The organism is Cytobacillus firmus (assembly GCF_023612095.1).
GTDB lineage: Bacteria > Bacillota > Bacilli > Bacillales > Cytobacillaceae > Cytobacillus.
Genome location: NZ_CP086235.1, coordinates 1,620,934 through 1,645,499 on the forward strand (window position 1 = coordinate 1,620,934; position 24,566 = coordinate 1,645,499).

18 protein-coding genes and 3 pseudogenes are annotated in these 24,566 nt (G+C 42.6%); 19 read left to right on the plus strand and 2 right to left on the minus strand.

The features are described 5' to 3' along the window. Window positions 1-25: 25 nt before the first annotated feature. Together LLY41_RS08235 and mntR are read left to right on the plus strand one after the other, a co-directional pair. Window positions 26-2,187 (plus strand): annotated as a pseudogene (locus LLY41_RS08235) (DNA topoisomerase III). Between the two features lie 264 nt (window positions 2,188-2,451). Beyond that, window positions 2,452-2,877, plus strand: a complete 426-nt coding sequence (gene mntR, locus LLY41_RS08240) for a transcriptional regulator MntR (RefSeq protein ID WP_095244609.1) — start codon at window positions 2,452-2,454, stop codon at window positions 2,875-2,877. Between the two features lie 41 nt (window positions 2,878-2,918). Here the strand turns inward: mntR and LLY41_RS08245 are convergent, their stop codons facing one another. After that, complete coding sequence (locus LLY41_RS08245; protein WP_251169511.1) at window positions 2,919-3,137, minus strand: DUF3892 domain-containing protein; 219 nt, start codon at window positions 3,135-3,137, stop codon at window positions 2,919-2,921. 144 nt (window positions 3,138-3,281) lie between these two features. On the opposite strand from LLY41_RS08245, the pseudogene LLY41_RS08250 reads away from it, so the two are divergent. After that, window positions 3,282-3,973: pseudogene (locus tag LLY41_RS08250) on the plus strand (class I SAM-dependent methyltransferase). Window positions 3,974-3,980: 7 nt separating this feature from the next. Further along, window positions 3,981-4,672, plus strand: a pseudogene (locus tag LLY41_RS08255) (AIM24 family protein). A 150-nt stretch (window positions 4,673-4,822) separates the two neighbouring features. On the opposite strand, the gene metA reads toward LLY41_RS08255, so the two are convergent. Continuing rightward, window positions 4,823-5,731 (minus strand): homoserine O-acetyltransferase MetA, encoded by a 909-nt coding sequence (gene metA, locus LLY41_RS08260; protein ID WP_095244605.1) that lies wholly within the window; start codon window positions 5,729-5,731, stop codon window positions 4,823-4,825. A 180-nt stretch (window positions 5,732-5,911) separates the two neighbouring features. On the opposite strand from metA, the gene LLY41_RS08265 reads away from it, so the two are divergent. The 15 genes from LLY41_RS08265 to LLY41_RS08335 all read left to right on the plus strand — a co-directional run bounded on the left by LLY41_RS08265 (window position 5,912) and on the right by LLY41_RS08335 (window position 24,454). Next, entirely contained in the window at window positions 5,912-7,600 is a 1,689-nt protein-coding gene (locus tag LLY41_RS08265; RefSeq protein WP_304587451.1) for a formate--tetrahydrofolate ligase, read from the plus strand. 11 nt (window positions 7,601-7,611) lie between these two features. Beyond that, window positions 7,612-8,142, plus strand: coding sequence for a hypothetical protein (locus LLY41_RS08270; protein WP_095244603.1), 531 nt, complete (start codon window positions 7,612-7,614; stop codon window positions 8,140-8,142). 229 nt (window positions 8,143-8,371) lie between these two features. Then, window positions 8,372-11,446, plus strand: a complete 3,075-nt coding sequence (locus LLY41_RS08275) for a GNAT family N-acetyltransferase (RefSeq protein ID WP_095244602.1) — start codon at window positions 8,372-8,374, stop codon at window positions 11,444-11,446. 10 nt (window positions 11,447-11,456) lie between these two features. Continuing rightward, window positions 11,457-12,311: an amidohydrolase family protein gene (locus LLY41_RS08280; RefSeq protein WP_304587453.1), complete on the plus strand. Its 855-nt coding sequence runs from the start codon at window positions 11,457-11,459 to the stop codon at window positions 12,309-12,311. A gap of 98 nt (window positions 12,312-12,409) precedes the next feature. Further along, window positions 12,410-13,258 carry a DegV family protein gene (locus LLY41_RS08285; protein WP_304587455.1) on the plus strand — a complete coding sequence of 283 codons (849 nt, stop codon included), beginning with the start codon at window positions 12,410-12,412 and terminating at the stop codon, window positions 13,256-13,258. A 142-nt stretch (window positions 13,259-13,400) separates the two neighbouring features. Next, window positions 13,401-14,051, plus strand: a complete 651-nt coding sequence (locus LLY41_RS08290; RefSeq protein ID WP_370460328.1) for an HD domain-containing protein — start codon at window positions 13,401-13,403, stop codon at window positions 14,049-14,051. Beyond that, entirely contained in the window at window positions 14,048-15,928 is a 1,881-nt protein-coding gene (locus LLY41_RS08295) for an ABC-F family ATP-binding cassette domain-containing protein (protein WP_304587458.1), read from the plus strand. Before LLY41_RS08290 ends, LLY41_RS08295 begins: the two co-directional genes overlap by 4 nt. Before the next feature lie 122 nt (window positions 15,929-16,050). Continuing rightward, window positions 16,051-17,187 carry a conserved virulence factor C family protein gene (locus tag LLY41_RS08300; RefSeq protein ID WP_304587460.1) on the plus strand — a complete coding sequence of 379 codons (1,137 nt, stop codon included), beginning with the start codon at window positions 16,051-16,053 and terminating at the stop codon, window positions 17,185-17,187. A gap of 264 nt (window positions 17,188-17,451) precedes the next feature. After that, entirely contained in the window at window positions 17,452-19,122 is a 1,671-nt protein-coding gene (gene ilvD, locus LLY41_RS08305; RefSeq protein WP_076261072.1) for a dihydroxy-acid dehydratase, read from the plus strand. A 147-nt stretch (window positions 19,123-19,269) separates the two neighbouring features. Next, on the plus strand, window positions 19,270-19,704 hold the full coding sequence (locus LLY41_RS08310) for a BrxA/BrxB family bacilliredoxin (protein ID WP_304587462.1): 435 nt from the start codon (window positions 19,270-19,272) through the stop codon (window positions 19,702-19,704). Between the two features lie 310 nt (window positions 19,705-20,014). After that, window positions 20,015-20,788: a class I SAM-dependent methyltransferase gene (locus tag LLY41_RS08315; RefSeq protein WP_304587464.1), complete on the plus strand. Its 774-nt coding sequence runs from the start codon at window positions 20,015-20,017 to the stop codon at window positions 20,786-20,788. Between the two features lie 318 nt (window positions 20,789-21,106). Continuing rightward, on the plus strand, window positions 21,107-22,288 hold the full coding sequence (locus tag LLY41_RS08320) for an LL-diaminopimelate aminotransferase (RefSeq protein ID WP_304587466.1): 1,182 nt from the start codon (window positions 21,107-21,109) through the stop codon (window positions 22,286-22,288). Window positions 22,289-22,309: 21 nt separating this feature from the next. Next, window positions 22,310-22,897: a YpjP family protein gene (locus tag LLY41_RS08325; protein ID WP_095244593.1), complete on the plus strand. Its 588-nt coding sequence runs from the start codon at window positions 22,310-22,312 to the stop codon at window positions 22,895-22,897. A 109-nt stretch (window positions 22,898-23,006) separates the two neighbouring features. After that, complete coding sequence (locus LLY41_RS08330) at window positions 23,007-23,588, plus strand: TerD family protein (RefSeq protein WP_095244592.1); 582 nt, start codon at window positions 23,007-23,009, stop codon at window positions 23,586-23,588. An 86-nt stretch (window positions 23,589-23,674) separates the two neighbouring features. After that, complete coding sequence (locus LLY41_RS08335) at window positions 23,675-24,454, plus strand: TerC family protein (protein WP_095244591.1); 780 nt, start codon at window positions 23,675-23,677, stop codon at window positions 24,452-24,454. Window positions 24,455-24,566 lie beyond the last annotated feature (112 nt).

Genomic DNA, 24,566 nt, shown 5'->3' on the forward strand with positions numbered 1-24,566 from the left:
CTTACAACACAAAGGGAGCTAAAGTATGAAACTGATTATCGCGGAAAAGCCCGATCAGGGTATGACGCTGGCTTCTATTTTTAAAATGAGGAAACACCAGGGATATATTGAGATCTTTCCAAATGATATATTCCCCCAGGGGGCTCATGTTACCTGGGCTATAGGCCACCTATGCCAGCTGTCTGCCCCTGAAAAATACAAAAAGGACTGGAAAAAATGGTCATTGGACACATTGCCGATCATTCCGGAGCAATTTCAATATGAAGTGACAAAGGATAAAGCAAAGCAATTTAATATAATTAAACAGCTTGCTTCTAATCCTGATTTAACAGAAATTATCCATGCGGGCGATGCAGGGAGAGAAGGAGAGCTTATCATCCGGAACATTCTTAGTCTTACCGGTTCTGGAGTGCCCATGAAAAGACTCTGGATTTCTTCTTTGACTCCTAAAGCCATAAAGGAAGGGTTCCTTGCCCTGCTGGATGAAAGTGACACAAGGAACTTATATTATGAAGCCTATACGAGAGCATGTGCCGACTGGGTCGTTGGGATGAATGCTTCGCGTTTATACAGCCTTCTTCTGCAGCAGAAAGGGTTCTCAGATGTTTTTTCTGTAGGAAGAGTTCAGACCCCAACTCTTGCATTAATCGTAAAAAGAGAGCAGGAGATTCAGAATTTTGTTTCCGAACCTTTCTGGGAGGTAAATGCACAATTTAAAGTGAACGGGAAAAAATATACCGGCAAGTGGGAAAAAGATGGTGAGACCAGAATTAAGACCAAAGAGCTTGCCGAAAAGATTGCTGCCTTTTGCAGAGATAAAGAGGCACAGGTGGAAGATGTGCAGGCTGAAAAAAAGAATTCCTGCCGCCGATGCTTTATAATCTTTCGGCCTTGCAGGCGGAAACCAACCGCAGGTTCAAGTTCCCGCCTAAAAAAACACTTGATGTTCTGCAGAAGCTTTATCAAAAAGGAATCGTATCATATCCCCGTTCGGACTCCAGGCATGTAACAGAAGGAGAAGCGGAAATGTTTCCGGAAATCCTCAGAAAAATGGAATCAAAAGAGGAGTATAAGGAATTTTTCCCTCTGCCTATAAGCTCCATATTGCAGAATAAACGGTATGTGAATGACAAAAAGGTAACGGATCATTATGCCATTATTCCGACTGAGCAGGTGCCGGATCTCGGAAGACTGTCACAGGATGAAAAAATTCTCTATGATCTGATCGTGAGGAGCTTAATAGCTGCACATTATGGAAAAGCTGTATCAGAATATACAACTATAAAAACACTTGTTGATGGAAGAGCTTTGTTCCTTTCTAAGGGAAAAGTACAGCTTGAAGAGGGCTGGAGAAAAGTGATTCCTCAGCAGGAGAAGGAAAAGGAACCGACTCTGCCTTTATTGCAGGCAGGCGACCAGGGAACAGTGTTAAAGGCCGATGTAAAAGAAAGTAAAACCCAGCCGCCCAAAAGGTATACCGAAGGCCAGCTGATTACACTCATGAAATCGGCCGGGAAACAGATCGAGGATAAGGAACTCGAGAAGGTTTTGATGAAAACAGAAGGCCTGGGAACGGAAGCCACAAGAGCGGGAATCATTACTATGCTGAAGGAGCGCAAATACATTGATATTAAGAAGAATCTTGTATATGCAAACTCAAAAGCAAAAATCCTCATAGAAGCAATAGGAACAGAGATACTTGCTTCCCCTGAAATGACTGCCAAATGGGAACAGCGGCTGAAGGACATTTCCGATGGGCGGGCATCCCCGAAACAATTCATGGAGCAGACCAATAAAATGGTTGGCCATTTGATCTCTGCTTCCATTGAAAATGCAGGAAAGTGGGCATTCTCAGAAGATGACAAAGAGGGATTTATCCCTGGGAAATTCAAACAAAAAAGATCAGCCAATCTGGGAAAATGCATGCTGTGTGATGGTAAAGTTGTGGATAAAGGAAGCTTCTATGGCTGCTCCAATTATAATAAAACCAAATGCACTTTCACTATTTCTAAAAGCATTATGGGCAAGACAATAACTCAAAAACTGCTCAAACAGCTATTAAAGGATGGAGAAACAGAATTAGTCGAAGGATTTACAAGCAAAGGAAAAGAGAAAACATTTTCTGCTAAATTATCCTGGGACCGGCAGGAAAACAGAGTTAAATTTCTCTTCCCGCAAAAGGCCTGAATATGCCTGATGCAGTATATTTCCTTGTCTCCATTTTCCAACTGTAGTAAAATCGTTAAAGTCTAATATTTATTTAAGAAAGATATAAAGTGAACATGCGCTCTGCGCTTTTCTAAAATAGTTGTCTAGCTCCGAGCGCCATCGGCTCGAGGTCTTAAGCCAATCGCTTCTGAAGGCAAAAAACGCCTTCTGCCAGCGCTTGTCTTAAGCAGGTCGCCGAAAGGCAGGCGCTCTGCGCTTTTCTAATTGGCAGGAGGTTGCGTAATGCCAACACCAAGTATGGAAGATTACATTGAACAAATATATTTGTTAATTGAAGACAAAGGATATGCGAGGGTTTCTGATATTGCCGAGGCTCTTTCTGTGCATCCATCATCTGTGACAAAAATGGTTCAGAAGTTGGATAAAGATGAGTATCTTGTTTATGAAAAATACCGCGGGCTTATATTAACGCCAAAAGGGAAAAAAATCGGCAAGAGGCTTGTATATCGGCATGAACTTTTAGAACAGCTCCTGCGTATCATTGGAGTCAAAGAAGAAAACATTTATGAAGATGTGGAAGGCATCGAACATCACCTGAGCTGGGATGCTATCGACCGGGTTGGCGACCTGGTTCAATTTTTTGAAGAAGATGACAGCCGAATCGGAGTACTTAGGGAAATTCAGCGTAAAAATGAAGAAGAACAGTAAAAACCTGACTGCTATGAGTCAGGTTTTTTCATGTTGCAATATTAATAGAGGCTTGGAAAGTCATCAAAAGATGGCGCATCGGAAGGATTCAGCTGCATAGAGCCATCTTCGTTTTCATAAATATGGATACCCTCAATTCCACCGTTCTCAGCCTCCATTAGTGCTTTGCGATAAGAAATAATTCGTCCTCCGGAAGTCTGGAATGAAATTATTTCACCCCTATTGTTGCGGTAGACTGCTGTCAGCTGCTCGCCGTTCATACAAAACTCTCCTTATTCATTTTCTATCACTATTGTTGACGGTTTTAACAGTTAATAATCAGAGGTATTTTTGTGAATCTTAGCGAATTTAAAATATTGGGAACTTTTTTATTGCACAATCGTATTCATAAACGGAGGGATAAAATGAGCACTTTTAATTGGTCTGCAGAAGCAGAGAAGCTGTGGGATAATAATTCGAAATCATGGAATGCAAAAAGCAGGGCAATGTGGGAGGAAGGAAGCCGAAAGGATATCATCTCTTTCTTCGAAAAGCATGTCAAAAAAGGATCTGCTGTTTGTGATCTTGGTTGCGGGGATGGTTACGGTTCATACAAGCTTGCTTTGGCTGGCTATAAAGTTACTGGGATTGATGTCTCAGAAGAGATGATACATAAAGCTGAAAAGTTAAACGCAGAAACTGATGCGGTGTTTAAGAAAGAAGACATCTCAAATCTTTCTCTTGGGGAAAATGGGTTCGATGCGATTCTTGCCATTAATTCATTGGAATGGACTGAAAGCCCGCTGGATGTTTTACAGGAAATTCGGCGAATTGTTAAGCCGGGCGGAAGGGTGTGTATAGGGATTCTTGGCCCCACAGCCGCCCCCGTGCTAACAGCTACCGCAGGCTATATAAGGAAAAAGTTATCTGCAATACCATGATGCCGTGGGAATTTGAACAGCTTGCATATGAAAACGGCTGGACCAAGATTGATGAACTGGGTGTTTATAAAAAAGCATCAGAGCAGCTTTCAAAAGGCTCGCTGACTGATGAGCTAAAGCAATCATTATCTTTTATGTGGCTCTTTATGCTTGAAAACAGAGAAATGAAAGGATGAAAAGAGAATGAGCAGATATTCAATTGAAGAGTTTGTAAACCAGACGAAACAGCAGGATAAAGGTGAAGGGCTGTTTGAATTGGAAACACCAAGGATGCTCGAAATTAATTTAACCAGCCAGGTTTGGGCTAAAGCAGGCGGGATGGTTTCCTACCGCGGCCAGATAAAGTTTGAGCGTGAAGGCATTCTCGAGCACGGCTTAGGAAAGATGTTCAAAAAGGCACTTACTGGAGAAGGCACAGCCTTAATGAAAGCTACAGGCAACGGAAAGCTGTACCTTGCAGACCAGGGGAAAAAGATTTCAATCCTGAATCTTGAGGGGATTCCATCTTTGTAAATGGGAATGATCTCCTTGCATTCGAGCCTTCCATCAGCTGGGATATTAAATTAATGAAGAGGATGGCAGGCATGCTTGCAGGCGGCTTGTTCAATGTCCGTTTAGAAGGGACGGGAATGGTGGCTATTACTTCTCACTATGAACCACTGACACTTTTGGTTACTCCTGATAATCCCGTATATACCGACCCAAATGCGACAGTGGCATGGTCAGGGTCATTGCAGCCGGAATTCGTAACAGATATCTCTCTTAAAACGTTTCTTGGAAGAGGGAGCGGAGAGTCGATCCAAATGAAGTTCTCAGGCAGCGGCTTTGTAGTGGTTCAGCCATTCGAAGAAGTGTATTATGCCCAGCAATCATAAGGAATAGCGGAAGCGCTTCGCATACCTGTCACTTGAAAATATTTCAATTTTATAAAATGAAAAAGCCGTTTTTGAGAGAGGGAACACCCTGCAAAAAAACGGCTTTTCATGTTTTTGGCTACATATTAAGTTACTCCGCTCACTGCATGATTAATCCCATTCGTAAGGTGTCTCCTGGTATACATAGTAGTTCAGCCAGTTGGAAAACATTAAATGGGCATGTGACCGCCAGATATTATGAGGTCTTCTGCCGGGGTCATCATTCGGAAAGTAGTGTTTTGGCACGGGAACCTGCAGACCTCTGCTTCTGTCTCTGGTGTATTCTTCTGCGAGTGTGCCAGCTTCATATTCGAGGTGGCCAGTTACCATGATTTGTCTGCCGCCGTTTGCGCTCATGATGAAAGGACCCGCCTCCTCAGAAGAGGACAGAAGCTTCACTTCCGGGTGTTTCAGCAGCTGCTCTTTATAAACATCTGTATTTCGTGAATGCGGAGCAAAATAGATATCGTCAAAGCCTCTCAGCAATTTTTCGCTTCTGTCATGAACTTCATGAAGATAAACACCGGAGCATTTCTCAGGCAGCTCATATTTTCCGATCCCAAAGTGATAGAATAACGCTGCCTGTGCTCCCCAGCATATATGCAGGGTGGAGGTAACATTTGTTTTTGTCCACTCCATGATTACGGTTAGCTCCTCCCAATAGTCAACCTCTTTAAAGTCAAGAAGCTCTACAGGAGCCCCAGTAATAATCATCCCGTCAAATTTTCTTTTTTGAACCTGCTCAAACGTAGTATAGAATTGTTCGAGATGCAGGGGACTGGTATTTTTTGATTGATGAGTGGCAGTTTTTAAAAATGAGATGTTTACCTGTAAAGGGGTATTTCCAAGAAGTCTTAAAAGATGGGCTTCCGTTTTTTCTTTCTCAGGCATCAAATTCAGGATGAGGATATTTAATGGGCGAATATCCTGTTGTTTGGCACGGTCCTCATCCATGATAAATATATTTTCTTCCTCTAAAATCTCCCTGGCAGGAAGCAGCTTAGGAATTTTTATCGGCAAGTGATCATCTCCCTGTACAAAAATTGAATTAAACTTATTATAAAGACGATTCAAAATTGTATCAATGCTTTACTGTGTGAAAATGCGAAAATATCAAAAGTAATTGGCAATATTTCTTTTCAGTGATGGTACAATATAGCTGTAAGGTACCTATACATATTGGATTCTGGGGGAATAAAAATGAATGTGAAACCGATCGTGAAATCAGACATTGAAATTGCTCAGGCATCAGAAATGAAGCCTATTACGGAAATAGCTGAAAAACTAGGGCTCATTGAGGATGATTTGGAGCTATTTGGCAAGTATAAAGCAAAAATATCCGCAGCTGCCTTAAAGAAATTAAGTACGAATGACAGCGGTAAAATAATTCTAGTCACTTCCATTAATCCAACACCTGCAGGTGAAGGGAAGTCCACGGTAACAGTCGGACTTGCCGATGCTTTTAACAGGCTTGGCAAAAAGGCTATGGTCGCAATGCGGGAACCTTCCCTGGGGCCGACAATGGGAATTAAAGGCGGTGCAACAGGCGGGGGATATTCACAGGTTCTGCCGATGGAAGACATCAATCTGCATTTTACCGGCGATCTTCACGCTATTACAACAGCCAATAATGCCCTGGCTGCCCTGATTGATAATCACCTTCAGCAGGGAAATCTGTTGAATATTGACCAGAGAAGAATTGTCTGGAAGCGTGCTCTGGATTTGAACGACCGTGCATTGAGAAAAATCGTGATTGGCCTGGGAGGGCCGTTACAAGGTGTCCCAAGGGAGGATGGCTTTGATATTACTGTGGCTTCAGAAATTATGGCCGTTTTATGCCTTGCATCCGATCTGCAGAATCTGAAGGAAAGACTGGGGAAAATGGTTATAGCCTACAATTATGATAAACAGCCCGTAACAGTGAGCGATCTTGGAGTGGAAGGCGCTCTTACTCTCCTGCTTAAAGAAGCAGTCAAACCTAATCTGGTCCAGACTATAGAACATACACCTGCATTGGTTCATGGCGGCCCGTTTGCCAATATTGCTCATGGCTGCAACAGTGTGATTGCAACATCCGCAGCATCGAAGCTCGCTGATTATGTAGTGACAGAAGCCGGTTTTGGTGCGGACCTTGGCGCTGAGAAGTTTCTGAATATTAAAGCCAGAAACGAAGGCATTGATCCTGAAGCAGTGGTTATTGTCGCTACGATCCGTGCTTTAAAAATGCATGGAGGCTTGTCAAAGGCTGAATTGGGCAGGGAAGATACTGAAGCACTTACTAAAGGCTTTGCTAATTTAAGAAAGCATGTTGAGACAGTTGAAAGCTTTGGGCTTCCGTATGTAGTAGCCATTAACCGGTTTATTTCAGATAGCGAGAATGAAATTGCAACCCTTACAGAGCTTTGCGGTGAGGCAGGTATGCCAGTAGCCCTTACAGAGGTTTGGGAAAAAGGCGGGCAGGGCGGAATTGAGCTCGCAGAGAAGCTGCTGGAAATTTTGGACCAAAAAGCAGCGAAGTTCAATCATCTTTATGATTTATCACTGCCTCTTGAAGAGAAAATTCTAACAGTGGCTCAGAAGGTTTATGGAGCTGAGAATGTTGAATACTCAACCAAAGCCAAAAAGCAGCTAAAAGACTTTGAAAGCTTTGGCTGGGGTGTCCTGCCGGTTTGTATGGCTAAAACACAATATTCTTTATCTGATGATCCTTCAAAACTGGGAAGGCCATCAGATTTTACCATTACAATACGTGAGCTGAAGCCATCGATTGGTGCAGGATTCATTGTTGCACTCACCGGAGATGTGATGACTATGCCGGGCTTGCCCAAAGCCCCTTCTGCCATGAACATGGATGTAGATGAAGATGGAAATGCAGTCGGCCTATTTTAAGGGGGATAACCATGTTTGATCCAACGGCCTTTGAAAATATGAAGGTTGTAATGGAAGGCGGATTTTATGACCGGGATCTGGACGGAGAAATAAGAATAGTTGACCGGAATGATATGATAAACTCAGCGAAAATGTGCCGCAGATATGACATTACATTCACAGATTATGCTGAAGACATGGCGGAGATTTACTGTATCTTTATAATGGAGGCGGGACTTGATAATCTTGCAGCTGAGCTATTGCCTCAACGGAAAACTGAAATGCTGGCCGGATGCCGGATTTCTGTGATTTTTAAAATTAGGCATCAAATGGAACACAATAAATTTAAGGAAATCCGAGAAGTCCTGGAGAAAATATGGGGCAGCGGACGGAATATCGAACAGACTGTGAAATACAGCCCTGAAAATAGCCAGGGGCTGGCTGAAACCGAAACCATCATTACCTTTAACCGCCTTGTCAAGGAAGAGCAGATAGATGACCTGAATGAAATGATCAATTATATGACTGCTTCTATGGATTCTTTGAGAAAAATTCAATATTAACAAATACGCGCCTTGCCAGTGGAAGCAAGGCGTTTTTTTTGTATGAAATTTTTACGGAAAATTCAAAATTATATTTACAATCCGAAACTCTGATAATACGATTAAGAAGGAATGGAAAAACATTCCGAATACAATCAAAAGGAGGAGAGGCAAATGATTAAGGAAACCATTGCGAAAAAAGAATTGGAGAAGGGTAGACAAGACGTAACCTAGTCAGGAGGACAAAGGAATGATTCGGAGTACAGACAAATTTATCATTACTGAGTATCATGAGGGCTTTGCAGCAGGAATCGCAAAAATGTGGAACTTAAGCAGAGACAGCTGGGGCGGAGATACCAGTGTAATGACTGAAGAGCAAGTGAAAACGCAGGAAGCGAATAACGGCAATATTACGTTATACTTAGCCCTTGATGGTGAAGAGGTCGTAGGCTATTGCGGGCTATCGGAATATAAAGAGGATACGGGTTCCCTGTATATCCCTCTTTTAAATGTAAGACCGGATTACCATGGGCGGAAAATCGGAAAGATGCTTGTGCAAAAAGCGCTGCAAAAGACTATGGAATTGGGCTGGCCGCGCCTGGATTTATATACATGGCCAGGAAACGTGAAAGCTGTCCCGCTTTACAAAAAATGCGGTTTCTTTTGGGAAGACAGGGATGATACAACCCATTTAATGAACTTTATTCCCGCTGTTCACCAGACACAGCTTTTAAAACCGGTTCTGGAGAAGCTTGATTGGTATGACAGCAGCCTGAGAAATATCGATGTGAAGCCGGATGGAATCAAAGAAAATGGATTTACATTTTACGAGTATAAATGGCAAAGCGGGGAAGTCTCTGCAAGAGCCAGAATTGAAAGAACCGGCAGGGGAATCAGCTTAATTGAAACTAATGAGTATCTTATAGAACTATGCATGGCCCATCATGAAGTTATTGAAAATCAAGTTCAAACTTTTCAGCTCAACCTTGTAAATAAAACAGGAAACCTCGCTTCGTTTAAAGCTGAAGCGAATAATCAGGGAAGGGTCGAATCAGTGTTTGAGCATGAGTTGACAGCTGAGAACAACGCTGTAATGACCGGAACATTTATTGTGCATGAAGGGGAAGAGCCCAGTGTCTGGAAAACTCATCCTTCATTGGAGGTAAAGGTTTGGGTAAATGGAGAGGAATGTGAACTGCGCCTTGGACTTCTTCCGAAGCAGCCTGCCAAAATAACAGGCGCTTCCAAAGGAAATCTCAGTTTTTTGAATCAGGAAGCAGAATTGGAAATGGAAGTAGAAAACAACCTGGAGGAGGAGGCAGTATTTCACCTTTCTTTCCCTGAAAGTGATTTAGTTGAATTAGAAAAGCGGGAGTATCGAATACAGCTCCATAAAAAAGAACGTAAGCTGCTAAAGGTGCCTTTTACCGTGAAAAACCATGGCTTTTATCAGCCGGAAATGTCGATATCGGCATTAAAGAAGAATGGGGAAGAACTCTCTTTTACTTGCAGCCCGGTGGGCATTCCACTTAAAAGCTTTGGTCAGAAGTTCGGAGGAGAGTCCAGGGATTACTGGCATATATGCAATGGGATCTGCCAGGTGAATATCCGGAAAATGGATTATAAAATAACAGCCGGCAGAAACGAAAATGTTAACCAGCCTTTTTCGTTTTTTGTTCCTAAGCTGGGCAAGCCTTATTCTACTGAATTTTCAAAGGCCAAGCCTCTGGAAGCAGAGTGGTTCACAGATGATACGGCCATTACCTTCAAATTGGTTTTCAAGTCTGAAGCTTTTCCGGGAATTCTTGTAGCCTTGTATACCTCCCTTTATGGTGAAGGCCTTGTGAAAATTTGGTCTGAACTGACAAATGAAGGGGATAAAAAATATGAAAACCTGTTTTTGAGCCAGCCGTTATTTCATGAGATGCAGCAGCCATATTTTCCACTCGAGAATGAAGTAATAGAGTTTTCAGATGTAAAAGAATTAGGGTTCATGGAAATATCAGGTGAAAGCATAACTGAAAATTGGTATTTCGCGAATCATAATGGAGAGCCGATTGGATTCTGCTGGCCTAAAAGTGCGAAGTCCAATCCGGATGGGTGGCAATTTTATTATCAGCAGGAGACTGGCTGTCTTGCACCGGGAGATCAGAAGATATTGGCCCCTGGCTATTTATCCATAGGAGCCTTCCGGACATGGGAAGAAATGCAGCAATTTGCAGGTGTGACTGCTGAACCTGAAAAAATAGTAAAGAATGAAAAAGCGCTAGTTATCAATAGGGGAAATCCAGTTTTAAAGGACCAGGAAACAGCGGAGTTTACTCTTAAAACCCTTCGTTCGAGTTATCTGAACGGCACTATAGATGTTTATTTAAATGAAGATAAAAAACTATCCGCAACTTTCAGCCAGGAACAGGAACTAAAGGAATATAGAGCGAATTTCCCTATTGAAGGCATAAAACCCTTATCTCTTGTGAAAGCCGAGATGACACTTGACAGTGGTAAGACGCATGCAAATGATTTGCTGCTGATGCCCAGGGGTAAAATCCGTATATTAACAGAAAAGCAGAGCGGGAAGACTGTTTATACATTGGATAACGGCATTATTAGCTTAAAAGCCGCACCGGAATTTTATCCTGGATTATTCTCCTTTTCATATAAAGGAAATGAATGGCTGGATTCCTCTTTTCCTGAACCCGTTGCCAAGGGATGGTGGAATCCGTGGGCTGGCGGCATGAAAACGGTTCCTTCGCAAATGAGTGTGTTTTCGCTTTTGAAGGAGAAATCTTCTGCTGAATTTCTGAATGTTAAAGATTCGTATGAAAACGAATGGTCTGTATTGGCCATTCATACGAAAGCTGTCCTTCACTCCATCTGGAAAGGACTTGATTATACACAGTATTTCGCTTTATTGCCGGGAGTGCCTATCCTAGCCCATTGGGTAGAAGTGAACAATGCAGGAGGAAAGTATCTGTTTAATGAAAAATGGATCACAGATATCTTTTTATCCGGAGGCTCATTAAAGGATCTTACTCTTACACTAAATGACAAAGATGCGGAATCAGCCTATCAGGTCGGAGTTGAGGAGCAATCTTTTGTGGATTATAATGTATCCCGTATCAGCAGCTCCCTCTCTTCTGAAAAAATGTATGTAATGAAAAGTAAAGATACTGATTTCCTGAGGGCATATATGAATAAAGAAGCCTTCGAAGTTTTTTCCGAAAGGAAGGCGGGCTCATTGGCCAAACCGGGATTTATCGCATTTGATGAAAGAAGCTTCGATGGCCGATTACTTAATAAACTGCATTATTTGGAATTCCGTTAAAGGAGAAATTATGAAAGTCATAGATGCACATATTCATTTTTCTGATATAAAATCATTTCATCATACTGCCGAGAAACTCTCATTTGTAGATTATTCATATAATGGACACCAGAAGGAGTTCCAAAATGCCAATGTAGTTCTGAGCATCGCCATGGGACTTACAGAAACAGACAAGATGGGCTTTCCGGATTATGAAGCAAGAACACCGATGGGGATTGATCTGGAAGACAAGATGCCGGCTAATATTGTTTACTGTGCCGGCATCAATCCATATGATCTCAATGAAGACGCTTTAGAAAGGCTCGAAGAAGATCTGCAAAAGCCTGCTGTTGTGGGTATTAAAATTTATCTTGGGTATTATCCTTTCTACGCCTATGATGAAGTATACGAACCTGTGTATGCACTCGCTGAAAAATATAGAGTGCCTGTTGTATTTCATACAGGCGATACTTATTCGGAAAGGGGATTGCTTAAGTATTCTCATCCCCTGGCTATTGACGAAGTTGCAGTTAAACACCGGAATATCAATTTCATGATGGCTCATTTTGGAGATCCATGGACGCTGACCGGAGCAGAAATCATATATAAAAATCCGAATGTCTTTGCCGATCTTTCAGGCCTTATTGTGGGAACAGAAAAAGAATTGAAGAAGCACAGTGAAGGAAGATTTTTGGACCATCTTAGGCATGCTTTAGTGTTCGCGGATTCTTACGATAAATTGCTTTTTGGAACCGATTGGCCACTTGCGCCTGTAGGCCCTTATATCGAATTTATAAAAGAGCTCATCCCTGGAGAGCATCATGAGGATGTTTTCTATAATACCGCTATAAAGGTTTTTCCTAAAATCAAGTCTTTTCTGCCATAGAACCAGGGGGCTGGGAGAGAAATCTTTCAATTCCAGCCCTTCAAATAGTCTTATTTACATACATTTACGTATAAATATCATAAAAGGGGGCATCTTTAATGGTTAAAATTGCATGGGTAACAGACAGCACGGCTTTTTTAAATAATGAGTTAAGAAACCACCCTGACCTGTACCAGATACCGATGACTATCATTATGGATGGCAGAGAATATACAGATGGTGTTGATTTAACACCTGAAGAACTTTATGCGAGGTTAAAAACCCTGGATACCCCGGCTAAAACTTCCCAGCCATCCATCGGCGCTTTCAGGGATTTATACGAAAATCTGCAGAAGGATTATGACTGTATCATCGCTGTGCTTGTATCGGCAAAGCTCAGCGGTACTGTTTCTTCCAGTGAACAGGCTGCCCAGCTGGTTGATATCCCGGTATACAGCCTGGACTCCAAGATATTATCATATCCTTTAACAAGATTAATCCTCAAAGGGATGGAACTGGCAGAGGCAGGACTGGACAGTAAGGACATTATCAGCGAGCTTGAGATGCTCCGTGATACGGGTGAAACATATGTCCTCATTGGCAGTCTTGAACAGCTCCATAGAAGCGGCAGGATGTCCGGGGTTCAATTCTTTTTAGGAAGCATGCTTAATGTAAAGCCGATTATTTCAGTTCATGATGGAGAATTAAGTGTCAGGGAGAAGGCCAGGAGCGAGAGAAAGGCGAAAGATAAAATTGTGAAGCTTTTGAGGAGCGCTCATCAAAGAAACCCGCTGAAGGAAGTATTCATCCTGTACGGTTTGCATCCCGAAGAAGCGGAGATATGGAAGAATGAACTCCAGGAAGAATTTTCGGGAGTTGAATTTGGATGCTACTCCTTAGGAGCCACCATTGGCGTCCACGCAGGAGAGCATACACTCGGCATCAGCTGGCTGAATGGCCTGGAATAAATTAATATAAGCTCTGGTGCAGGAAATCAAATACTGGTTTTCTGCACTTTTTTATTTTTATATATCCGTAGGGTATGACCTTGCCATCGTTTCTTTTTAGTACTAATGTTAAAATGGACAGTGGAGTTTGAAAGCGGGTGAAATAATGAAAGAAAATATTATACATATAACTGAAAAATTTGTCCGGGATACACTCGGAGATGATTCAACCGGGCATGACTGGCATCATATTGAGCGGGTTCGAAAAAACGCCCTTTACATAGCGGAAAAGGAACAAAAAGGAGATCCTTTCTTAATTGAAATGGCAGCCTTGCTTCATGATATATCTGATGCAAAGCTGAACATTTCCGTGGAAGCAGGGGACAGGAAACTGTCTGACTTTCTGCAGGAACTCGAAATCACAGAGGAAGCATCCAGCTCCATTAAGGCAATTATTGATTCAGTTTCCTTTAAAGGCGGCCATAACACCAGGATCTTAAGCGCAGAAGCCCAAATTGTCCAGGATGCGGACAGATTGGATGCAATCGGTGCCGTGGGAATTGCGAGAGCATTTGCCTACGGAGGCAAAAAAGGACAGCTGATTTATGATCCTGCCCTTGATATCAGAGAGGAAATGACTGAAGATGAATACCGGAATGGCAGGTCGTCATCCATCAATCACTTTTACGAAAAGCTTTTGAAGCTGAAAGATCTGCTGAATACTGACACTGCTACGGAATTGGCAGAAGAGCGGCACGAGCTAATGGAGCAGTTTCTGCATCAATTTTTTAAAGAATGGAATGGTCAAGCATGAAGATGATTTCTGTGGAAAATGTGACAAAAACCTATGGTGAGAAAGAACTTTTTAACAATATATCCTTTACAATAGCCGAAAAAGAAAGGGCAGGACTGATCGGTGTAAACGGTACAGGAAAATCCTCCCTTTTGAAGGTGATTGCGGGAGTTGACCTGCCGGACTCCGGCGAAATAGTCAAACCGAGAGATTACACCATTTCATATTCAGCACAGCAGCCTGACCTGAATCATGATTTATCCGTTCTCGAGCAGGTGTTTGCAGGAGATGCGCCAATTCTTGTGCTGCAGAGAGAATATGAACAAGCACTGCTGGAGCTTAGCCGGCACCCTGAAGACCCAGCTGTCCAGGAAAGCCTATTCGAACTTCAAAAAAGAATGGATACACTTAATGCCTGGGAAGTTAATACCGATGCCAAAACGATTCTCACTAAACTGGGCATTGAGGATTTCAGCAGAAAGGTCGGTGAGCTTTCAGGAGGTCAGAAAAAACGGGTTGCGCTGGCGCAGGCTTTGATCCAGTCACCAGACTTGCTGATTCTTGACGAGCCGACCAATCATCTTGATTTTGAATCGGTTAAATGGCTGGAAGAATATCTGGGGAAATATCAGGGCGCACTGCTGCTAGTAACACATGACCGTTATTTCCTGGACCGGGTTACCAATAAAATGTTTGAGCTTGAGGGCGGAAATCTTTACAGCTATAAGGGGAATTATGCTGCATTCCTTGAAGCCAAGGCGATAAGAGAGGAAAATGAATCAGCCACTATAGAAAAGCAGAGAAATCTGTTCAGAAGGGAACTCGAGTGGATCAGGAGAGGTGCAAAAGCCCGTACCACCAAACAAAAAGCAAGGATCCAGCGGTTTGAGACCCTTGACAGCCAGCTTGCTTCAGTTAAATCCTCTGAAAAATTGGATATGTCCCTAAGCGGCAGCCGTCTCGGAAAACAAGTATTTGAACTCGAAGCTGCTACAAAAAAGTATGGCTCCCAAACAATTCTGGATCATTTTGATCTTCTCGTAAAGCCAGGGGACAGAATAGGGATTATTGGAAGAAATGGGACAGGGAAATCCACACTCCTTAACATATTGGCAGGCAGGATTCCGCTGGACTCAGGTGAGCGTATTATTGGGCAGACAGTAAAAGTTGCTTACTATACCCAGGAAAGCGAAGATATGGATGAGAGTAAGCGCATGATCGAATACCTCAAAGAAACAGCTGAAGTAGTTGAAACTTCAGATGGAAAAACTATTTCTGCGGCTCAAATGCTGGAGCGTTTCCTATTTCAGCCATATACTCATGGAACCCCTATCCGCAAGCTTTCCGGAGGGGAAAAACGGAGACTTTATTTACTGAAAATCTTAATGTCTGAACCAAATGTTCTCCTTCTTGACGAGCCGACCAATAACCTTGATACCCAAACCCTGACGGTTCTCGAGGATTATCTTGATGATTTTCCCGGCGTAGTCATTACTGTTTCACATGACCGCTACTTCCTGGATAAAGTGGCTGAACAGCTGCTTGTGTTAAAAGGAGAAGGCGAGATTGACTCCTACTACGGAAATTACAGTGAATTTCTTGAAAGCGAAAATGCCAAACCGGTTCAGGAAGTTAACCATGCCCTTAAAAAAACGAGGGAAACGAAACCGAAGAAAAAGAGAATGAGCTATAAAGAGAAAAAGGAATGGGAAGAAATAGAGGGAAAGATTGAGGCTGCTGAAACGCGTCTCGAAACGATTGCCTCAGAGATGGCCAGCATTGGCAGTGACTTTGAAAAAGGCCAGGCATTAGTAGAAGAGGAATCGAAACTGAATGAAGAACTGGAATATCTGATAGAGAGATGGAGCTACCTTTCAGAGCAAGCAGAAAATGAATAATCACATGCCCGGGGAATCTCCGGGTTTTTTCTATATTTAAAACAGCTAAAATGCCTCGAAATTTTCCTTATGTTAAAATAAAACCAGTTACCAGCGTGAATATATAAAAAAGGGTGATACTTTTGAAAATAAAAGCAATCGAACCAACACCGAGTCCGAATACAATGAAGGTTATTCTTGATGAAGAGCTTCCAATGGGGAAAGCCAATAATTATAAAAAAGATAAAAATGAAGGAGCTCCCAAGATCATCCTTGATATTCTTGAGATCGAAGGCATAAAAGGAGTTTACCATGTTGCTGATTTCCTGGCAGTAGAAAGAAATGCTAAATATGACTGGAAAGAGCTGCTTCCTCAAGTTCGGTCTGCTTTTGGCGAAGACGTGGAAAATGACGGCTCTGAAGAAAACAGCATTGATGAACATTTTGGTGAAGTGCAAGTATTAGTCCAAATGTACAAAGGAATTCCCATGCAGGTGAAGCTGACTGACGGCACGGAAGAAAAGCGCTTCGGACTTCCTGAAAACTTCATTAATGCTGTTGCAAAAGCTCAGGATCCTGCTGATAATGTTGTGATGGTCCGCAAGTGGAAGGAATTTGGGGTCCGCTACGGAGACTTTGACCAAGTTGGCCATGATATTGTAGAGGAACTAATGGCTGCCTTTCCGGAGGGAAGACTCCAGACTCTTGTGATAATGGCTAAAAGCCCGGATAAAGCGGAGGATAAGCATGTGCGTTCTCTTCTGAAACTTTCAGTCGAAGATCTGGATTCCCCGGATTGGCGGGAGCGCTATCAAAAACTCGAACAGATGGATAATCCAGAACTGGAGGACCTGCCTGTTCTTGAAAAAGCTCTCAATGACGAGAAGGCTTCAATCAGGAGACTTGCGACAGTTTATCTTGGGATGATTGAGGATAAAAAGGTCCTGCCGCTTCTGTACAGAGCATTGAAGGATAAAACCGTCACTGTAAGGCGTACAGCCGGAGACTGTTTATCAGACTTAGGGTTTGCAGAAGCAATGGACGCCATGAAGGAAGCTCTGCAGGATGACAGTAAGCTTGTACGCTGGCGTGCGGCCATGTTCCTTTACGAAGTGGGAGATGAAAGTGCGCTGCCTGCTCTAAAGGCTGCAGAAGACGACCCGGAATTCGAAGTCAGCCTGCAGATTAAACTGGCTATTGAGAGAATTGAGCAGGGAGAAGAAGCAAAGGGTTCAGTTTGGAAACAAATGACCGAATCCCGGAACAAAGGTGAGAAATAATTTTAAGAAAACCGCTCAGATTTCAAGATCTGCAGCGGTTTTTTAATTGGAATTGATTAATTTAAAACTTACACGCATTACAGTTTCATCCGTTTAAAGCGAAAAATTAAATTAAATTTGTAATAATTATTGAAATTATCCGAAAAAGGGTCTATATTGGAAAGAAAATATTTGGGGGGCAGGAGGTTAGTCAATCTTTTCCATAGAATAAGAGATTATGAATCTAGGGTAAAACGGGAGGTACATACTATGACTGGCTCACAGATGAGAAGTGATATGATCAAAAAAGGCACAGACCGGGCTCCGCATCGCAGCCTGCTGCGTGCTGCCGGAGTAAAAGAAGAAGATTTCGGAAAACCATTTATTGCTGTGTGCAATTCCTATATTGATATCGTTCCTGGACATGTGCATTTGCAGGAATTCGGTAAAATTGTTAAAGAAGCAATCCGTGAAGCAGGCGGCGTTCCATTTGAATTTAATACCATTGGTGTGGATGATGGAATTGCGATGGGCCATATCGGCATGCGCTATTCTCTGCCAAGCCGTGAAATCATTGCAGACTCACTTGAAACAGTGGTTTCTGCCCACTGGTTTGATGGAATGGTATGTATCCCGAACTGCGATAAAATCACACCCGGAATGATGATGGGGGCATTAAGGGTTAATATTCCAACCCTTTTTGTCAGCGGCGGCCCGATGAAAGCCGGCGTTGATTCAAGCGGAAAGCCATTATCCTTAAGCTCGGTCTTTGAGGGTGTGGGTGCCTTCGAATCCGGCCAAATCGACGAACAAAAGCTCCTGGAAATCGAGCAGGTAGCATGTCCGACCTGCGGTTCCTGTTCAGGAATGTTCACTGCGAATTCCATGAACTGTCTTGCAGAAGGACTGGGACTTGCACTTCCTGGAAATGGCACGATTCTGGCTGTATCAGAAGAAAGAAAAGAATTTGTTAAACGTTCAGCCAAGCAGCTGATGGAATTAATCAAGCAAGACATCAAACCGCGCGATATTGTTACCATCGATGCGATTGACAATGCATTTGCCCTGGATATGGCAATGGGCGGGTCAACGAATACAGTTCTTCACACCTTGGCGCTTGCCCACGAAGCTGAAATTGAATATCCGATTGAACGAATCAATGAGATTGCCAACCGGGTTCCGCATTTAGCCAAGATCGCTCCTGCATCAGATTATCATATTGAAGATGTTCATAATGCGGGTGGGGTGAGTGCAATTATCAATGAATTGCTTAAAAAGCCGGACGCCTTGAATGGTGACTGTCTGACCGTTACCGGAAAGCCGCTAAGGGAGAATGTAGCCGGCAGTGAGATTCAGGATAAAAATGTAATCCGGACGCTGGAGAATCCGCACTCTGAGCGCGGAGGGCTGGCGGTTTTATTTGGGAATCTAGCTCCTGAGGGATCCATTATAAAAGTAGGTGCAGTAGATGAGTCAGTTGGCGGATATCATAGAGGACCAGCCATCTGCTTTGATTCGCAGGAAGATGCACTATCTGGAATCATTACTGGCAAGGTGCAGGAAGGCCATGTTGTGGTCATTCGTTATGAGGGCCCTAAAGGTGGCCCTGGAATGCCGGAGATGCTTGCACCGACTTCACAGATTGTCGGCCGTGGTCTAGGTGCAAAAGTCGGCCTGATTACAGATGGCCGTTTCTCGGGTGCTTCACGCGGCATCAGCATTGGGCACATCTCACCGGAGGCTGCTGAAGGCGGACCTATTGCATTTGTAGAAAATGGAGACATCATCGAACTGGATTTGAATAATCGTACAATTAATCTGGAAATCTCAGATGAAGAATTTGAAAAACGCAAAGCCAATTGGAAAGGCTTCGAGCCAAAGGTCAAAAAAGGCTATCTTGCCCGTTATTCGAAGCTTGTGACCAATGCCAGCACAGGCGGCGTTATGAAAATTTAAGTATATTTAGAAAGCCGGTCCTAAAAAGACCGGCTTTCTTTGAATTAGCTGCCATATGACGAAAACCGGCATAGAAAAATTGCATTAAGTTCATACGATATAGTATGCTTACTTTACAAACTGCACGTTAAGGAGGATACAAATCTTATGTCAATGGCATATGAAGAATATATGAAACAAATGGTAAAGCCGATGCGTGAGGAACTTGTACAGGCAGGCTTTAAAGAGCTTACGGCTTCAGAAGATGTAGAGCAATTCATGGAAGAGCTTGAAGGAACAGCTCTTGTTGTCGTGAATTCAGTTTGCGGCTGTGCGGCTGGTCTTGCCCGCCCTGCAGCAACACAGGCTGTTTTAAGAAGTGAAAAGAAACCTGATCACCTGGTGACGGTTTTTGCCGGACAGGACAAAGAAGCAACAGCTAAAATGCGCGAGTACTTTGATGGATATGAGCCTTCATCACCTTCTATGGCTCTTTTAAAAGGGAAGGAAGTTGTGCACTTCATTCACCGCCATGATATCGAAGACCACTCTATGGAAGCAATTATGGAGAACCTTCTTGCAGCTTTTGAGGCGAATTGCTGAGAATATTAGATTAAGGCTGTATTCATAAATTTTGCTGCTAATGTGCAGGTAACTAAATTCGACCTCTGAGTTGATTGGAGCGGAGGGCACTTGACTCCTGCGGGAGGTGAGGGAAGTGTGAGACCCCGCAGGCGGAGCCGAGGAGGCTCGCATTCCTCCCCGCGGAAAGCAAGTGCCTGGAGCGGAAATCAACGAGCTGAATTCATAAACAAAAAACAATAATCTTTGAAAAGAATTAGATTAAACAAAACGGGGTGTCTGCTGGCACCCTTTTTTTTATAGCAATCATAGGAAAATCAGGTGAACATAAATGATTATTACAACTTCGGGACGCACCAATGAAGTGATGAAAGAAAAAGCAAGAAACATAGCAGAACAATTAGGAGCAGAATACATCGACAGGAATAAAAGGTCTGTTAAAGCAATTCAAAAACAAGTTCCTGAAGACTGTATAGTAGTTGGAAAAGAGCGGCTGGAACTTTATCCGATTGGCGAAAACCAGCCGTTCTTCTTTCATCCCAGTTCAGCAATGTTCAGAGTGAAGCGCCTTCTAAAAGGAGAAAATGATCCTTTTATTGAGGCTGCCGGCCTTAAAGAAGGCAGCAGTATTCTTGATTGTACCCTGGGACTGGCCTCTGACAGCATCACAGCCAGTTATGCTGTGGGGAGTAAAGGTAAAGTCACGGGGCTTGAAGGAAATAAATACCTTTCCTTTCTGGTGGCGAATGGTCTTAAGCAATGGGACTCCGGGCTTGAGATTATGAATCAGGCTATGGGAAGAATAAATGTGGAAGCCTCAATGGCCCTTCCTTATTTAAAAAAACTGCCCGCTGACAGTTATGATATTGTCTATTTTGATCCTATGTTTGAAGAAGAAATCTTTGAATCAGAAGGGATTAAAGCTTTAAGGAACTTTGCTGTCTATGAGGATCTGTCAGAAGAAGTTATATTTCATGCAAAACGGGCAGCGAGGCAGAGGGTGATCCTGAAAGACCACTTTAGAAGTTCCAGGTTTGCTCAATATGGCTTCAAAGTAATTGAAAGAAAGTCATCGAAATTTCATTTTGGCATTATTGAAAAATAAGAGAAGGTGCCAGTTAATTCAGGCACCTTCCTATTTAATCCGCAATGGCCAGATAAACAAAGTAAGCCATCAGTAAAAGACTTGCAATGACAAAGAATACAGACCAATCCATGATTATTTCCCCCTTATTCATTCTTCAGGACTTGAAGAACATGATTTGTTTTATTATTCCCCGCTTTGCTGCTTATTAATCCGCCAATTAACTCATTACTATATTTCTATTGTTCTTTTTGCCGATGTATGAAATCAATTTAAATTTGGTTCAAAAAGAAGTATAATAGAAAAATAGAAACGAGATACATAGCGAGGAAGGATACGATGGAATTTCCTATTTCAAAAAGAATGGCTTCTTTTAAAGAGAGCGTGTTTACGGAATTGGCCCAAATTAAGAATTCGAAAATTTCAGACGGGCTTTCGGTGATTGATTTGAGCATTGGCAGTCCTGATATGCCCCCTCCCGCTTTTGTTATGGAGGAATTGGCAAAAGGAGCCTGTGATCCGGAACTATACGGGTACTCATTAACAGGTACAAATGAATTTCATACCGCAGTCAGCTGCTTTTATAAACGAAATTTCGCAGTGGATCTCGATCCTTCTTCAGAGGTGCTGCTTTTAATGGGATCCCAGGATGGGCTGGTACATTTGCCGATGATTCTATGTGATCCGGGAGATTATATCCTTGTTCCTGACCCCGGTTACACTGCCTATGCTGCAGGTGCTGCAATGGCTGGTGCAGAAATGTACGGGATGCCTTTAAAAAAGGAGAACAGATTCCTTCCTGATTTTAATGAAATTCCTGAAGAAATCCTTGTAAACACAAAATTAATGATTTTAAACTTCCCAGGTAATCCCGTACCGGCGATGGCAACAGAGGAACTTTTTCTTCAAGCAATCCGGCTTGCAAAGAAATACGGTTTTGCTGTATTGCATGATTTTGCTTATTCGGAACTTTATTATGAAAAGAAACCTCTAAGTTTTTTGTCTGTTAAAGGGGCTGCTGATGTAGGGATTGAAATGAATTCACTATCAAAAAGCTTTAATATGGCTGGCTGCAGGGTGGCATATGCCGCAGGTAATCAGCAGCTTATTGCGCAGCTGGCCAACTTCAAATCCAATTTGGATTATGGAGTATTCCTGCCCGTACAGGCAGCTGCGGTGAAAGCATTGAATGATCAGTCTGGTTTTTTGCAGGACTTGAGAGAGACTTATAGAAATAGAAGAGATGTATTTATAAAAGATCTTGAAACGATCGGGTGGAATATCAGCAGGCCTGAGGGGTCAATGTTCTTGTGGTCCGAGGTCCCATCCGGGTACAGCAGCTCCAAGGATTTTGCGATTGACTTAATTAACCGGGCCGGTGTAGTCGTAACTCCTGGAAGTGCATTTGGTACATGGGGTGAGGGATACGTTCGGATTGCTCTTGTACAGCCCGAAGATGTGTTAAGGCAAGCTGCCCTTAAAATTGAAGGCAGCGGCATATTTAAAAAAATCCTTGCTTAGGAGAAAGGAAGGGAGAATAACATGCCGAATTGGCTGAGGAAATCCTTTGTTGTGCTTGTTACCATTTTAACGTTTGGCCTCGTCACACCTTCTCAGGCATTTCTTTATGAAAATACAAGTCAGTTAAAGGCCTCAAGAGCTTCTGATGTTGAAAACTCAGATAATAGCGCAGAACTTGCTGAAGAGGAAGATAGCAGGTTTGATAAAGATGACTTTGTCAGGCAAATGCTAACAGAAGCTGAGGCACAATCGTATGAGAAATTTGGCGCAAAGATAGGTCCTGTTATTGAAGATGAGTTTAATGAGATTATCCTTCCGGAAATTGAGAAAGCCATCCAGGAGGTGGCCGTGCAATTTCCCGAGGAAAGCCTTGCACAGTTAAAAGTTACAGAAACCCCGGGGGGCGGATTATCGGAAAAAATCTTCCATATCACCAATAGCATGACCGATGAAGATGTGATTCGTTTTCATGTGCGAAGGGACCACCCTCCACAGCAGGGGTACTGGTTTAATTTTCACTACCACACACACCATGATCATTTTCAGACCCACCATGAATTAGGGTCAATTTACTGGAACAAAAACACTCCTCCCAAATGGATGAGTTAAAATATTGAATTAAACTCTCGAATATGAAAAAATAATGTATGGATTATGAAACTTTTCATGATTTATACCGTAAATACATTTATTCTACATAATGGAGGTTTGAGTTGAAATGGCAGTAAGCTTATCAAAAGGACAAAAAGTGGACTTAACAAAAACTAATCCAGGAATGAGTAAGGTAGTAGTTGGACTTGGATGGGATACGAACAAATATGATGGTGGAAACGACTTTGATTTGGATTCTTCCGTATTCCTGCTTGGAGATACTGGAAAAGTAACTTCTGAAAGCGACTTTGTTTTCTATAACAATACTTCAGGTGCTAATGGTTCTGTTGTACATACTGGAGATAACCGTACAGGTGAAGGGGATGGCGATGATGAGCAGGTGAAGATTAACCTGGCTAATGTGCCGGCTAACATCCAGCGCATTACATTCACAATCACCATCCATGACGGGGAAGCCCGCAACCAGAACTTTGGACAGGTATCAAATGCCTATGCAAGAATTCTGAATGAGGATACAGGTGAAGAATTGATCCGCTATGACCTGGGTGAAGACTTCTCAATTGAAACTGCACTTGTAGTTGGAGAATTGTACAGACATAACGGAGAATGGAAATTCAGTGCAATCGGAAGCGGATATCAGGGCGGACTGGCTGCACTGGCAAAAGATTTTGGTTTACAGGTAGGATAAATAAGAGGTATATTTGCTTAATAAGGCTCGGCAATGCCGGGTCTTTTATATGAAAAAGCAGTCATCACCGGGAGGAATAATTTAGAATGGAAATATTAGAATCTATTTTGCATACATATTCCCAGTTCTTTAACTGGGAAATGTGGGTTGAAGCTTTATCAAAGCCGGAAAGCTGGGCATTGATAGGTACACTTGTAATTCTGGAAGGCCTATTGTCTGCTGATAATGCGCTTGTTCTGGCTGTAATGGTAAAGCATCTTCCGGAAAAGCAGCGGAAGAAAGCTCTTTTTTACGGTCTTTTAGGTGCTTACTTCTTCAGATTTATTGCAATCGGCATCGGTGTATTTTTAATTGAATTCTGGTATATCAAGGTCTTAGGTGCTGCCTACCTGGCCTGGCTTGCCATTAAGTACTTTATTGATAAGAGGCAAGCAGAAGAGGAAGGTGATGAACACGCAATAGAAGGCATCAATCAAAGAGGATTATTAATCCGCCTTTTCGGTACTTTCTGGGGAACAGTCATTGCAGTTGAATTAATGGATATTGCATTCTCCATCGATAGTATACTTGCTGCGCTGGGAGTCAGCCAGGAAATCTGGGTGCTGTTAATAGGCGGTATGCTTGGTATTATCATGATGCGTGGTGTAGCTGGCGTATTTTTGAAGCTGATCGACAGGGTACCTGAGCTTGAAACCAGCTCTTATATTCTGATCCTTCTTATTGCTGCAAAGATGATTGCGAGTGCGGCTGGAATTCACATTGACCATATTTACTTCTTTATCGTATTAGTTATCGTGTTTGCTATTACTTTTATTGTACATGCAAGAAATGCAAAAAAAGAAGCAGCAGATCAGGGATCAAACTAAAATATGTAATTGCATAGACATAGAAAGGGAACAGACACTTGTCCGCTCCCTTTTGTTTTTATCTTTTTTGGATGAAAAAGGAATAAAATGGTATTTTAGTGAAGAAATGGAG